This is a genomic window from Streptomyces sp. NPDC054765, assembly GCF_053612065.1.
In genome coordinates, this window is record NZ_JBSHBP010000022.1 from 53183 (window position 1) to 67103 (window position 13921).

General features: G+C 70.8%; 11 protein-coding genes. 4 read left to right on the plus strand and 7 right to left on the minus strand.

Going from position 1 to position 13921, the window contains the following annotated elements; all coding sequences use genetic code 11:
* Positions 1 to 190: 190 nt before the first annotated feature.
* Together ACWGJY_RS16615 and ACWGJY_RS16620 are read left to right on the plus strand one after the other, a co-directional pair.
* Positions 191 to 1006, plus strand: a complete 816-nt coding sequence (locus ACWGJY_RS16615) for a carbon-nitrogen hydrolase family protein (protein WP_453261514.1) — start codon at positions 191 to 193, stop codon at positions 1004 to 1006.
* 111 nt (positions 1007 to 1117) lie between these two features.
* Complete coding sequence (locus ACWGJY_RS16620; RefSeq protein WP_453261515.1) at positions 1118 to 2818, plus strand: flavin monoamine oxidase family protein; 1701 nt, start codon at positions 1118 to 1120, stop codon at positions 2816 to 2818.
* Between the two features lie 165 nt (positions 2819 to 2983).
* Here the strand turns inward: ACWGJY_RS16620 and ACWGJY_RS16625 are convergent, their stop codons facing one another.
* Positions 2984 to 3913, minus strand: a complete 930-nt coding sequence (locus ACWGJY_RS16625; protein WP_453261516.1) for a TIGR03619 family F420-dependent LLM class oxidoreductase — start codon at positions 3911 to 3913, stop codon at positions 2984 to 2986.
* A 97-nt stretch (positions 3914 to 4010) separates the two neighbouring features.
* On the minus strand, positions 4011 to 4769 hold the full coding sequence (locus ACWGJY_RS16630) for a DUF5995 family protein (RefSeq protein ID WP_453261517.1): 759 nt from the start codon (positions 4767 to 4769) through the stop codon (positions 4011 to 4013).
* Between the two features lie 375 nt (positions 4770 to 5144).
* Here ACWGJY_RS16630 and ACWGJY_RS16635 point away from each other — a divergent pair, with 375 nt between their 5' ends.
* Positions 5145 to 6557 carry a uracil-xanthine permease family protein gene (locus ACWGJY_RS16635; protein ID WP_453261518.1) on the plus strand — a complete coding sequence of 471 codons (1413 nt, stop codon included), beginning with the start codon at positions 5145 to 5147 and terminating at the stop codon, positions 6555 to 6557.
* Positions 6558 to 6634: 77 nt separating this feature from the next.
* Here ACWGJY_RS16635 and ACWGJY_RS16640 read toward each other — a convergent pair whose 3' ends face one another.
* The 4 genes from ACWGJY_RS16640 to ACWGJY_RS16655 form a co-directional block, all read right to left on the minus strand.
* Positions 6635 to 7705 (minus strand): alpha/beta fold hydrolase, encoded by a 1071-nt coding sequence (locus ACWGJY_RS16640; RefSeq protein WP_453261519.1) that lies wholly within the window; start codon positions 7703 to 7705, stop codon positions 6635 to 6637.
* 267 nt (positions 7706 to 7972) lie between these two features.
* Positions 7973 to 10201 carry a molybdopterin cofactor-binding domain-containing protein gene (locus ACWGJY_RS16645; RefSeq protein WP_453261520.1) on the minus strand — a complete coding sequence of 743 codons (2229 nt, stop codon included), beginning with the start codon at positions 10199 to 10201 and terminating at the stop codon, positions 7973 to 7975.
* 9 nt (positions 10202 to 10210) lie between these two features.
* Positions 10211 to 11194 carry an FAD binding domain-containing protein gene (locus tag ACWGJY_RS16650; protein WP_453261521.1) on the minus strand — a complete coding sequence of 328 codons (984 nt, stop codon included), beginning with the start codon at positions 11192 to 11194 and terminating at the stop codon, positions 10211 to 10213.
* Positions 11191 to 11760, minus strand: coding sequence for a 2Fe-2S iron-sulfur cluster-binding protein (locus tag ACWGJY_RS16655; protein ID WP_453261522.1), 570 nt, complete (start codon positions 11758 to 11760; stop codon positions 11191 to 11193). Before ACWGJY_RS16655 ends, ACWGJY_RS16650 begins: the two co-directional genes overlap by 4 nt.
* Before the next feature lie 412 nt (positions 11761 to 12172).
* On the opposite strand from ACWGJY_RS16655, the gene ACWGJY_RS16660 reads away from it, so the two are divergent.
* Positions 12173 to 12661 (plus strand): acyl-CoA thioesterase, encoded by a 489-nt coding sequence (locus ACWGJY_RS16660; protein WP_453261523.1) that lies wholly within the window; start codon positions 12173 to 12175, stop codon positions 12659 to 12661.
* 27 nt (positions 12662 to 12688) lie between these two features.
* Here ACWGJY_RS16660 and ACWGJY_RS16665 read toward each other — a convergent pair whose 3' ends face one another.
* Complete coding sequence (locus tag ACWGJY_RS16665; protein ID WP_453261524.1) at positions 12689 to 13918, minus strand: MFS transporter; 1230 nt, start codon at positions 13916 to 13918, stop codon at positions 12689 to 12691.
* Positions 13919 to 13921: the final 3 nt, after the last annotated feature.

A 13921-nucleotide genomic window follows, 5' to 3' on the forward strand; every position in this document is an offset into this window, starting at 1 on the left:
GCCCGCCGCGCCGGCATCGTCCCTGCAGCGGTTCCCCGCGCTGCGGCACGGTCGCGCAACGAATCACCGAACAGGCCCTTGAACGCGCAACGAATCGTCCCTCGGCGCGCAACGGTGGTGCCTTGTCCGCAATCGTCGCAGGCCCGTACCGTCAAGGCGTCCACCCGTACCGTCCTCGCCGAGGGGTCCCATGACGTCGCTGCACACCGCCCTGCTCCAGAGTTCGGGCCGGCCCGGCGACGTCGCGCACAATCTGCGGGTCCTCGACGACGCGGCCCGTGCCGCGGCGGCGTCCGGCGCCGGGCTGCTCGCCTGCCCCGAGCTGTTCCTGACCGGCTACGCCATCGGCGGCGAGGTGCACCGTCTCGCCGAGACCGCCGACGGCGACAGCGCACAGGCCATCGGGAAGACCGCCGCCGAGCACGGCATCGCGGTGCTCTACGGCTACCCCGAGCGCGCCGGGCACGACGAGCGCGACAGCGCCGCGGTGTACAACTCGGCGCAGCTCATCGGCCCGGCCGGCGAGCGGCTCGCGAACTACCGCAAGACCCATCTCTTCGGCTCCTTCGAGCACGAATGGTTCACCCCGGGGGAGCGGGCCGTCGTCCAGGCCGAGCTGGCCGGTCTCCGGATCGGCCTGCTGATCTGCTACGACGTGGAGTTCCCGGAGAACGTCCGGGCCCATGCGCTGGCCGGCACCGATCTGCTCCTGGTGCCCACCGCGCAGATGCACCCCTTCCAGTTCGTCGCCGAATCCGTCATCCCGGTCCGTGCCTTCGAGAACCAGATGTATGTCGCGTACGTCAACCGGGCCGGCACGGAGGGCGAGTTCGAGTTCGTCGGCCTCAGCTGCCTGGCCGGCCCGGACGGTGTCGTACGCACCCGCGCCGGCCGCAGCGAGCAGCTGGTGCGGGCCGATGTCGACCCCGCCTTCCTGAAGGAATCCCGGGCGGACAACCCCTATCTGCACGACCGCCGGCCGGAGCTGTACGGCCCGCTGACGTGAACTGACCCCGCCCGCCCCCCTCCGGTCCGCCACAGGCCGCCCACCCGGCCTGCGCTGCCCTGCCTGCTGTGCCCTGCCTGCTGTGCCCTGTCTGCAAGGAGTCCGTCCCCCATGACGTCCACGGTGCCCACCGCCGCCCACCACGCGGATGCCCAGCCGCCGATCACCATGTTCGGCCCGGACTTCCCCTACGCCTACGACGACTTCCTCGCCCACCCGGCGGGCCTCGGCCAGATCCCCGCATTCGAGCACGGCAAGGAGGTCGCGGTCATCGGCGGCGGCCTCTCGGGCATCATCACCGCCTACGAGCTGATGAAGATGGGCCTCAAGCCCGTCGTCTACGAGGCGGATCAGATAGGCGGCCGGCTGCGCACCGCCGGCTTCGAGGGCACCCCGTCCGAAGCCGCGGGCCTGACCGCCGAGATGGGCGCCATGCGCTTCCCGCCGTCCTCCACGGCGCTGGCGCACTACATCGACCTGGTGGGTCTGGCGACCACGCCGTTCCCCAACCCGCTGGCGGCAGACACCCCGTCGACCGTCGTCGACCTCAAGGGCGAGTCGCACTACGCGCGTACGGTGGACGACCTCCCCGAGGTCTACCACCAGGTCATGGACGCCTGGAACGCCTGCCTGGAGGAGGGCGCGGACTTCTCCGACATGAACCGGGCGATCCGCGAGCGCGATGTCCCGCGCATCCGCGAGATCTGGTCCCGGCTCGTCGAGAAGCTCGACAACCAGACCTTCTACGGCTACCTCTGCGACTCGACGGCCTTCAAGTCCTTCCGGCACCGGGAGATCTTCGGCCAGGTCGGCTTCGGCACCGGCGGCTGGGACACCGACTTCCCCAACTCCATCCTGGAGATCCTGCGGGTCGTCTACACCGAGGCCGACGACCACCACCGCGGCATCGTCGGCGGCAGCCAGCAGCTGCCGCTGCGCCTGTGGGAGCGGGAGCCGGCGAAGACCGTGCACTGGGCGCCGGGCACCTCGCTGTCGTCGCTGCACGACGGCACCCCCCGGCCCGCGGTGACCCGCCTGCACCGCACCGCCGGCAACCGCATCACGGTGACCGACGCCGACGGCGACATCCGCACCTATGAGGCCGCCGTCTTCACCGCGCAGTCCTGGATGCTGCTGAGCAAGATCGACTGTGCTGACTCGCTGTTCCCCATCGACCACTGGACGGCGATGGAGCGCACCCACTACATGGAGTCCAGCAAGCTCTTCGTGCCCGTCGACCGGCCGTTCTGGCTCGACAAGGACGAGGACACCGGCCGCGACGTCATGTCGATGACGCTCACGGACCGGATGACCCGCGGCACCTATCTGCTCGACAACGGACCGGACGAGCCCGCCGTCATCTGCCTCTCCTACACCTGGTGCGACGACAGCCTCAAGTGGCTGCCGCTGAACGCCAACGAGCGGATGGAGGTCATGCTGAAGTCGCTGTCGGAGATCTATCCGAAGGTCGACATCCGCAAGCACATCATCGGCAACCCGGTCACCGTGTCCTGGGAGAACGAGCCCTACTTCATGGGTGCCTTCAAGGCGAACCTGCCCGGCCACTACCGCTACCAGCGGCGTCTGTTCACCCACTTCATGCAGGACCGGCTCCCCGAGGACAAGCGGGGTCTCTTCCTCGCGGGCGACGACATCTCCTGGACCGCGGGCTGGGCCGAGGGCGCCGTGCAGACTGCGCTCAACGCCGTGTGGGGCGTGATGCACCACTTCGGTGGCGCCACGGATGCCACGAACCCGGGTCCGGGCGACGTCTACGACCAGATCGCACCGGTCGAACTGCCCGAGGACTGAGGACCAGAGCCGGCCACGGGGCGGCCCAGGGGGTACGGGGCCCGGCACCGCCGGGCCCCTTCGCCGGAGCCGGCCGCCCGCGATCCGTCGCCTGCGCCCCCCCGCCGGCCTCGATCGCCGTCCGCTGCACGCCACTCGCGGTCCGCCGGCCTCGATCGCCGTCCGTTACACGCCGGCCGCCCGCGCCGCCGTGTACACCTCCGCGGCAACGTCCTTCAGCTCCTCGGCGTCCCGGGCCGCGCCCTGCAGATCGATGAGGATCTCCGGCAGGCCCACCGAGGCATGCGCGGCCAGATCCGCCACGATCTGCCCGACGCTGCCCTGGAAGGGGCTGCGGTCCCGGCCTTCGTACGGCCGGGAAGTGTGCCGGGCGTTGACCCGCAGCACACTCTCCACCGGCTCCTTGCGCCCCCGCTCGGCGGCCAGGTCCCGCAGCCGCCGCCACTGGGCCGCGAGGGCCTCGGCGCCCATGCCGACCGGCATCCAGCCGTCCGCCCGGTCGACCAGACGGCGCAGCGCGCGCGGGCTGTTGGCGGGCAGCAGGATCGGGATCGGCCGCTTCGGTTTGGGACCGACGACGGACGGTGCGAGGGTCGTCAGCTCCCCTTCGTACGCCACCGGGTCCGGGCCCCACACCGCGTGGCACACGTCGATCAGCTCGTCGAGGACCTGGCCGCGCCGCTCGAACGGGGCGACGGAAGCGGCCGCGTACTCGTCCAGCGACCAGCCGGTGCCGAATCCCGCCACCACCCGGCCGCCGCTCGCCGCGTCCAGCGAGGCGAGGGCGCGGGCCAGCTGGAAGGGGATGTGCAGCGGGGCGACCAGCACACTCGTGCCGAGCCGCGCCCGCCGTGTGGCGGCCGCGGCCAGGGTCAGCGTCACCAGCGGGTCGGCCACCGAGCGGTACGCGTCGGGCCAGGGGAGGCCCGGGATGCCGTACAGCCCCTGGGCGGCGGGCTCGGGGAACAGGATCCGCTCGAAGACCCAGAGACTCTCGTAACCGGTCTCCTCCGCGGCCCGCGCCACATCGGGAACGTCGCGTCCGATGTCGTACTGCCGCATCTGCGGAAGGCCCAGACCGAGCCGAATGGCCACAGCTGCACTCCTTCGTATCAGCCCCTCAGTCAACGTACCGCCGGGGCAAGGGAGTTGTGGGGAGCGCCGCGGCCGGCGGCCGGGACGTCCGACAGGATCAGCCGGGCAGCGGAGTCAGCAGCATCCGCCCGACCAGGCCCACCCCGGCATCCAGCCGCTCGGCGAGCTCCTCGGCCACCTCCGGCAGCCGGCGTACGCTCCACAGCGCCCTGGCCGCCACCCAGGCGCCGTCCCTGGCCTTGTCCAGGCTCCACGATCCGATCAGATGCGTCAGCGGATCGGCGACGTCCAGCACGTCGGGACCGGGCATCAGCCGCTCGCGGATGTGCTCCTCCACGCTCGTCAGCACCCCGCCGACCCGGTCGAAGTCGGTCTCCAGCGCGGCCGGTTCGCACTCCAGCGCCCGGCAGGTGTCCAGTACCGCCAGCGCCAGGTCGTGGCCGATGTGTGCATTGATCCCCGCCAGCGCGAACTGCAGCGGACGCACTCCCGGATGGCGGCGCAGCTGGAAGAGCGGCCGCCAGCAGGCCGGTGGCCGCAGCCCCGTGGACGTGGCGTCCACCGCGTCGAAGTACCGCTGGGCGAAATGGCTGTCCAGCTCGCCCGCGGCCGCCGGGTCCTGGAACGCGCCGTCCGCGATGCGCCGGGCCACGGCTTCGGTGACGGCCAGATAGACCCCGTTGAAAACGGCCACCCCGTCCTCGGCGGGCAGCGTCGAGGCCAGTGCCCGCATCCGGGACAGTACGTCCGCCACGCCCGTGGCGGTCCGGGATCCCGGACCGGCGGGCGGCCGGGCGGCGGGCCCTCCGGCAGGGGCGGACCGGGCGGGGGAGTCGTCACGCTGAGTCGTCGTCATCCACTCAGCGTGACAGCCTCGTGGTGGATATCGCGATGCGCCGGTGGCCGTTGACCGGAACGGGGTAACGAACGGCGCGCCCGGTTGCGGCCCGCACCCGCACCCGCACCCGCACCCGCACCCGCACCCCGCTCCCCGCTCCCCGCACCCGCACCCCGCACCCCGCACCCCGCGCTCCCCGAGATCCCCGAGCTCCGCTCCCCGCCCGATCCCGTTGGGGGCGGAGCGGAATCCTGGTGCGGAGAGCGGCTGGGAAACCTGCATCCCCCGGGGCCGCCGGACCACCTCTCGGCTCAGTTTGTCCAGACGCAGTCGTTCGACTATGAATCACCTCGGCTCTGTGACGTACAGGGCGTCGCAGAGTGGAGAGTGATCATGGCCGGCTTCGGGTGGAAACTTCATGGCGACGGGCGACATCTGAAGCCCGGTGAGGTGGTCAGGCCCGGGGAGCGCCTGACGTGGGGACGGACGATCGCGCTCGGTGCCCAGCACGTGGTGTCGATGATCGGGGCATGTTTCGTCGCCCCCGTGCTCATGGGTCTGGACCCCGGTCTCGCCCTCATGGCGTCGGGTGTCGCCACCGCACTGTTCTTGCTGATGACCCGCGGACGTATCCCCAGCTACTTGGGCTCCTCGCTGTCTTTCGTCGGCGTCTCTGCCGTGATCGCAGGCCAGGGGGGTGACATCGGCACCCTGACGGGCGCGATGCTCGTGGTGGGCGCCTGCCTGGCCGGCTGCGGCATCGTCATCCATGTCGTCGGGGCCCGGGTGATCCACGCCGTGCTCCCGCCGACGGTGACGGGCGCGGTCGTGATGCTGATCGGCTTCAATCTCGCCCCCGTCACGGCGTCCACGTACTGGCCCCAGGACCAGTGGACGGCCCTGGCGACGATGCTGTTCACCGGACTCGCCCTCGTCGTGCTCCGAGGCTTCTGGTCGCGGATCGCCATCTTCTTGGGCCTGGTCTTCGGCTATGTGCTGTCCTGGGTGCTCGACCGCACCGCAGGAAAGATTCATTCGGTCAATGGTGCGGGCAAGCTCACGGACCACTGGCGCATCGATTTTTCCGGCGTCGAAAAGGCTGACTGGATCGGCGTTCCCACCTTCCACGCGCCGAACTTCTCCGCCTCCGCGATCCTCGTCGCGCTGCCGGTCCTCGTTGCGCTGATCGCGGAGAATGCCGGACACATCAAGGCTGTCGGCGCAATGACCGGTGATCCCCTGGAAGACAAGATGGGCATGGCCATCATCGCCGATGGCACCGCAACGGTCCTGTCGACCGCGGTGGGCGGCCCCGCCACCACGACCTACGCCGAGAACATCGGCGTCATGGCGGCCACCAGGGTCTACTCCACCGCGGCCTACTGGGCGGCGGCCGGCTTCGCCCTGCTCTTCGGCCTGTGCCCGAAGTTCGGCGCGGTGGTGGCGGCGATCCCCGGCGGGGTGCTGGGCGGTATCACCGTCATCCTGTACGGCATGATCGGCCTGCTCGGAGCCCAGATCTGGGTGCGGAACAAGGTGGACTTCTCGGTCCCTCTGAACCTCATCCCGGCAGCGACCGGGATCATCATTGCCATTGGCGGCGTCTCGCTGAAGTTCACCGAGAACTTCCAGCTGAGCGGCATCGCACTGGGAACGCTCACCGTGCTCACCGGCTACCACTGCCTGCGGTGGCTCTCCAGGGCGGCAGACCGGCCACGCACACCACTCCTCGACGCCGGGACCAGCGGGTACAAAGAGCCTGCTGACGGGGATGAGCGGGATCACGGGGATGACGGTGATGACTGAGGCCCGCGACAAAGCCGTCACTGATGCGGTTCCAGGCAACGGTCTCGCGCCGCCCGCCGGCTTCGCCCCTCGCCTGCTCAGCGCCCTGCGCTCGGGCCGCCGTCGACGTCCATGACGGCCTGCGCGAAGGCGTGGGGGGCTTCCTGGGGGACGTTGTGGCCGATGCCCTTCAGCGTGCGGTGCGCGTACCGGCCGGTGAACTTGTCGCGATAGGCCGAGCCGTCGCCCGCAGGCGTGAAGGGATCGGCCTCGCCGTCAAGGGTCATCGTGGGCACGGTGATGACAGGGCCCCGGGCCAGTCGCTTTTCGAGCCCGTCGTACTGTGGGTCGCCCTTGGCCAGGCTCAGCCGCCAGCGGTAGTTGTGGATCACGATGCTGACGTAATCGGGATTGCTGAATGCTGCCGCGGTGCGATCGAACGTGGCGGCATCAAAATTCCAGGTCGGGGAATTGAACTTCCAGATCAACTTCGCCAGATCATGCCGGTTCCGCTCAAGACCGAGCCGGCCTCTTTCCGTGGCGAAGTAGAACTGATACCACCACGCCCACTCGGCCTCCGGCGGCAACGGCTCCTTGTTGGCCGCACGGTTCGTGATCAGATAGCCGGTCACGGAGACCAAGCCCTTGACCCGCTCCGGCCAGAGCGCCGCGATGATATCCGCCGTCCGTGCTCCCCAGTCGTACCCGGCGAGGATCGCCTTGTCGATCCGCAATGCGTCCATCACGGCGATGATGTCGAGAGCAAATACCGACTGCTGTGCGTTCCGGAACGTCTTGCCCGAAAGGAAACGCGTGGTGCCATGGCCACGCAGATACGGGACGATGACGCGATAGCCCTTCGCCGCCAGCAAAGGTGCGACAGCGGCATAGCTGTGAATGTCGTAGGGCCAGCCGTGCAGCAGAATGACCACGGGACCATGGGCCGGGCCTGCTTCGGCGTATCCCACATTCAGGACGCCGGCCCGCACCTGCTGCAATGAGCCGAAAGACGATTCCCTCCCCGGCTCGCCCCTTCCCTGGCCGGTCGTCGGCGGAGGCTGATCGTTGTCGTGGGGCACGGCCTTCGAGCATGCCGAGGAAAGACCGGCCGCTGAAGCCACAGCCGCTCCGGTACCGAGGGCCTTTCCGAAGGTTCGCCTGCTGATCATCTGGAACTTCCCGTGAAGCCGCGGCCGCCAGGCACTGGGTGGAAGAAGCTGCCGCTTGCAGGAGTTCCCCTACCCGGTCCGGGATCCGCCACCTCGCCGGCCACACGAATGCCAGGCCATCGGGCGAATGCTGCGCGGCCGCTGCTCCCGTGGGGCTTCGCGATCTGGCTGTGGCCCCGACCGGATGTCTTCCGGCCCGCGCGCCACCCGGGCACGGACCCGGTGCCCCACGGCAGCCGGTCACCCCCGTCCCGGGCCGATACGGCGTCAGACATCCACGGGGGGCAGCCCCGGCAGCACCTTTTCGATCGTGAGGGGGAAGTCGCGCACCCGCACCCCGGTGGCGTTGAACACCGCATTGGCGACCGCCCCGCCGGACCCGCAGACGCCCAGCTCACCCACGCCCTTCGCACCGAGGACGTTGGCCTTGTCGTCGTACCCGTCGAGAATGACGGCGTCGACCCCGGGGACGTCGGCGTGGACCGGAACCAGGTATTGCGCGAGATCACGGTTGACGAAGGCGCCGGATCGCGGGTCGACGACGGCCTCCTCGTCCAGGGCCGCGCCGACACCCCAGATCATGCCGCCGATCAGCTGCGAGCGGGCCGTCTTCGGGTTGAGCACGCGGCCCACCGAGAACACGCCCAGCATGCGCCGCAGACGGATCTCGGCGGTGTCCGCGTCGACCCCCACTTCAGCGAAGTGGGCGCCGTAGGTGTGGATCGAGTAGGCCGTGTAGTTCGGCTCATCGCCCATGAAGCGGGTCTCGCCCGCCGCCTCCACCCCGTCGGGATGGTGGCGTGCGACGATCTCGCTCAGCGCCTCGGACGCGCCACCGATGCGCACAGTGCCGCCGGAGAACACGGCGCCTTCCGGGTCCAGGCCGTAGAGCGGAGAGTGCATGTCGCCGCGCGCCGCGACCAGCAGTTTCTCTCGCAGCGCCGCGCACGCCCGGTGCACCGCGGTACTGGAGTTGGTGGCGCCCCACGAGCCACCGGACCCCCAGCTGGCGGGAAACTCGGACCGCCCGAGCTCAACCCGCACCCGGTCGGGCGGCAGTCCGAGCCCGTCGGCCGCGACCTGGGTCAGGATGGTGTAGGTGCCCGTGCCGAGGTCGGTCATGTCCGTCTGGACGACGGCGGTGCCGTCCGCCTCGCACCGCACCCGCACCGAGGTCGGCCCCTGGAAATGCCCGCGGATGGCGGCGGCCATGCCGTAGCCGACCCACCACCGTCCGTCGCGCACACTCGCCGGGGTAGCGGGGCGGTGCTCCCAGCCGAACCGGCGCGCGCCCTCGCGCAGGCAGTCGACCAGGTGCCGGTCGCTGTACGGCACGTCCCGCTCGGGATCGACGGTGGGCTCGTTGCGGATCCGCAGCTCGACCGGGTCCATCCCGAGCGCATCGGCCAGCTCGTCCATCGCCGACTCCACCGCCAGCAGGCCCGGCGCCTCGCCCGGCGCACGGACGTCCGACCCGCGCGGCAGATCGAGCGGCGTGAGCCGGTGGCTGGTCAGCCGGTGGGGCGCGGCGTAGAGGCTGCGGGTCGTGGCGGCGGTCTGCTCGGCGTACTCCAGGTCGGGGTTGGTGTGCATGGTGACGTCATGGGCGAGCGCGGCCAGCCGTCCGTCATGCCCCGCGCCCAGCCGCACCCGCTGGCTCGATGTGGGGCGTACGCCGACGAGCTGGAAGATCTGCTGCCGGGTCAGCGCGACCTTGACCGGTTCGCCCAACGCACGGGCGGCGAGCGCTGCCAGGATCGTCTCGGCATGGATGCCCAGCTTGGAGCCGAATCCACCGCCCACGAAGGGGGTGACGATATGAATCCGCGCGGGGTCGGTCCGCAGGGTGCCGGCGATCGCGGCCCGTGCCGCATCGACGATCTGGCAGCTGACGTGGACGATCAGGTCCTCGCCACGCGGTTCCACCAGGCATGCGTGCGGTTCCATCGGCATCGAGAGCTCGTACGGCGTCGTGTAGAGCTGATCGACCCTCACGACGGCGCTGCTGAACCCGGCGTCGAAATCGCCCACCGCGGTGTCGGTGGGGAGGCCGGCATTGACCACTTTCGGGGTGTACGCCTCGTGTTCGTACGCGGCGAAGTCGAAATGCCCCTGCCCGTCGGCGTATTCCACGTCGATGAGCCCGGCCGCTGCTCGGGCCTCCTCGAAGGTCGTGGCGACGACGAACGCCACCGGCTCGCCGTGATGGTGAATGTCCGGGCCGGTCAGCACCGGCTGGGCGCGCCAGTACTCCAATGCAATGGACTCATCACGGACACCTTGTACAGGGGCATTGCGATGGGTCATCACCATGCGGACACCGGGGGCGCGTTCGGCGTCCTCGGCGTCGATCCGGGTGATGCGGCCCTTGCCGATCGTCGCGCCGGTGATGCATCCGTACAGCGGCCGGCCGGCCGCCCCGTACTCGTAGGCGTAGGTGGCCCGGCCGGTGACCTTCAACGCGCCGTCAACGCGGTTCACGGCTTGCCCGATCATCTCGCCTCCTCAGCCCACCCGGGCTGCTTGTGCCAGCGTGCGGCAGAGCGTGCGCCGGGCCAGCTCGATCTTGAAGTCGTTGTCACCCTGCCCCACGGCGTCGCGCATCGCGGCCTCGGCGGCGGTGCGACAGGTCGCCATCGTGGCGGGGCGGCCGGTCAACGCGGCCTCCGCCTCGAAGGACCGCCACGGCTTGTGCGCCACACCGCCGAGCGCCACCCGCGCCGTACCGATCGTTCCCTGACCGGCCGAGACGACGGCCGCCACGGAGACCAGCGCGAATTCGTACGACGCCCGGTCGCGCACCTTGCGGTAGAGCTGCCGGCCCGGCAGGGGCGGGGGCAGGAGCACGCCCGTGATCATTTCGCCGGGCCGCAGTACGGTCTCCAGGTGCGGCGTATCGCCCGGCAGCCGGTAGAAGTCCGTGAGGGCGACGCGGCGCACCGACGCGTCGGCGTCGAGCAGCTCGATCTGCGCCTCCAGTGCGGTCATCGCGACGGCCATGTCCGAGGGGTGGGTGGCGATGCAGGAGTCGCCGGCGCCGAGGACCGCGTGTATCCGGTTGAACCCGCCGATCGCGGAGCAACCGGAGCCGGGATGGCGCTTGTTGCAGCCCGCAGCCGTGTCGTAGAAGTAGGGGCAGCGGGTGCGCTGCAACAGATTTCCCCCGGTGGATGCCTTGTTGCGCAACTGGCCCGAGGCGCCGGACACCAGCGCCTGCGACAGCACCGGATAACGGGTGCGCACCCGGGCGTCGGCGGCCACCTCGGAATTCACCGCCTGGGCGCCGATGCGCAGTCCGCCGTCCGGCAGCTCCTCGATGTCCCGCAGCGGAAGCCGGCTGATGTCGACCAGATGGCTGGGATGCTCGATGTCGAGCTTCATCAGGTCGAGCAGATTGGTGCCGCCGCTGATGAACTTCGCGCCGGGTCTGGACACCGCGGCGACAGCGGCCTGTGCGTCCGTCGCGCGCTCGTAGGTGAAGGACCTCATGACAGGCCTCCCTCCGCGATGCCGCGGATGGCCGCGACGATGTTCGGATACGCGGCGCACCGGCAGATGTTGCCGCTCATCCGCTCGCGGATCTCGTCATCGGTCAGCGCGATCTGCCGCGAGGCCACCTCGGCGGTGGCGTGGCTGGGCCAGCCCGCCTCCACCTCGGCGAGCATGCCGACCGCCGAACAGATCTGGCCGGGGGTGCAGTAGCCGCACTGGAAGCCGTCACACTCGACGAAGGCGCGCTGCATGGGATGCAGGGCAGCGGGATCGCCCAGGCCTTCGATCGTCACCACGTCGTCGTCCTCGTGCATGACGGCGAGCGTCAAACAGGAGTTGACGCGCCGGCCGTTGATCAGCACCGTGCAGGCGCCGCACTGCCCGTGGTCGCACCCCTTCTTGGTCCCGCTCAGGCGCAGATGTTCGCGCAGCGCGTCAAGCAGCGTGGTCCGCGGATCCACCGCGAGCTGCCGCACTTGATCGTTGACGCTCAAGGTGATCGCCGACAGCCGGGTCTTCTCGTCCCGGCTCCGCCCCGCGGCGCCCGTATCCGAATCGCTCATCACCGCCCGCCCTCCTCGCTGGGTGGGTGTCACGCCGGCTATGCGTCGCCACTGTCGGGTGCGCTCCCTGGTCCTCAGGGTCTCGTAAAAACATGACCGTCGCACCGCGAGGGTTCCCGGCGCCCGGTCTTCCACCCGGCCGCTACGGCCGGTGGCCCGGGGGACCGTATGCCCGGCGGTCCGGGGGCCGTACGCCGGTACGTCCGGCAGTCCGGCCGCCCGGGAAGCCTGGCGGGCACAACAGGCTGAGCGGCCGCCTACGATGTCTCCGGCTCGTCATACAAGAATCACCGGCGCCCTCAGCACCCTCCGCGGCCTCAGCACCCTCCGCGCCCTCAATACCCTCCGCGCCCTCAGCACTCTCCGCATCGACAGCGCCGACCGGCGCGACCGGACCCCAGGAGCACCACCCGTGAGCGTCGAAACCCTGCAGACCGCCACCGTCCCGTACGGCGAACTGGTCCCCGTCACCGTCCACTTCGATGACCTGGACGCCCTCGGCATGCTCCACAACTCCCGCTACCCGCTGCTGGCCGAGCGCGCCTGGGCGGAGTACTGGCACGGACACGGCTTCGGCTTCGACGGCGACTGGGCCGCCGCGGGTGACATGTGCAACGTCATCAAGGAGATGCACGTCTCCTACGAGCGTCCTCTCACCCGCCCCGGCTACTACGCGGCGCACCTGTGGGTCGCCCGCCTCGGCCGCACCGGCCTCACCTACGGCTTCCGGCTCTGCTCGGCCGACGGCACCGAGACCTACGCCCACGGCCACCGGGTGCTGGTCCGCGTCGATGCGCAGACGCTGCGCCCCACCCCGTGGTCCGACCGGGTCCGGAGCATCGCCGGGCAGCTGCTCCGGCCGGCGGCCTCGGACGAGGGTGCCGAGGCGGACGTGGCCTGAGCCACCGGCGATCCGGCGCGGCCGGGATCACGACCGTTCCGGATCGCCGGTCACCGCGGGGGCGCCGCCGGAGGCCGTACGGCGCGGCGCCCTCAGCACCCGCGCACCCACCACCAGCCCGCACGCCAGCGTCGTCACCAGCGCGAACGACATCGTCAGCGACGTCGCCTGGGCGATACCGCCGATCGCGGACGGTGCGATCAGCCCGGAGGTGTAGGTGATCGTGGCGACACCCGCGATCGCCTGGCTGGGCGCGGGACCGCTGCGCCCGGCGGCCGCGAAGGCCAGCGGGACCACGACCGCGATCCCGAGGCCCATCAGGCCGAACCCGCCCATCGCCATGGCCGGATGACGCGCCGCGATGATCAGTACGCCACCCGCCGCTGCCAGCACCCCGCCGGCCCGCACCGTGCGCACCGCGCCGAAGCGGGCCACCACCGTGTCCCCGGCCAGCCGTGCGAGCGCCATCGTGCAGGCGAAGGCGGTGGTCGACGCGGCGGCCAGGCCCGCATCGGTGCCCAGCTCGTCGCGGAGGTAGACCGCCGACCAGTCCAGGCCGGCGCCCTCCGCGAAGACCGCGCAGAACCCGATGGCCCCGATGACCAGCGCCGACCTCGGCGGCAGCGCGAAGCGGGGCGGCGGATGCTCCTCGGGGGCGCTGCGCAGGTCCAGTACGTCCCGGCAGGCGAGCGCGCCGAGCAGGGTCAGCACCAGTGCGGCACCGGCCAGATGGAGCCGGGCGTCCCACCCGGCGTGCGCGGCGACGGTGCCGGCCGCCGAGCCGGCCAACGCGCCGGCACTCCACATACCGTGCAGCCCCGACATGATCGGCTTGCCGAGCCGGTCCTCGGTCTCCACGCCCAGCGCGTTCATCGCGACGTCCGCCATCCCCGAGGCCGCGCCGTACACCAGCAGGGCCGGGCACAGCGCATACAGGCCCGGGGAGAGGGCGGGCAGGGCCAGCGACAGGGTCCACAGGGCGAGCAGACCGCGCAGCGCGGTGCGGGAGCCGAAGCGGTGGCTGATCCGTCCGGCCAGCGGCATCGCCAGGGAGGCGCCGATCGCGGGGAAGGCGAGGGCCAGGCCGAGCCGGCCCGGTGAGATACCGGTGTGGTCCTGGATCCAGGGGATACGGGTCGCGAGGTTTCCGGTGACCGAGCCGTGGACGAGGAACACCAGGGCGACGGCCCGTCGTGCGCGGCGCAGCTCGTTGCCGGGGGGTGGAGTCACGTCGTGGGGGACACCGTTGCCAGCCATGGG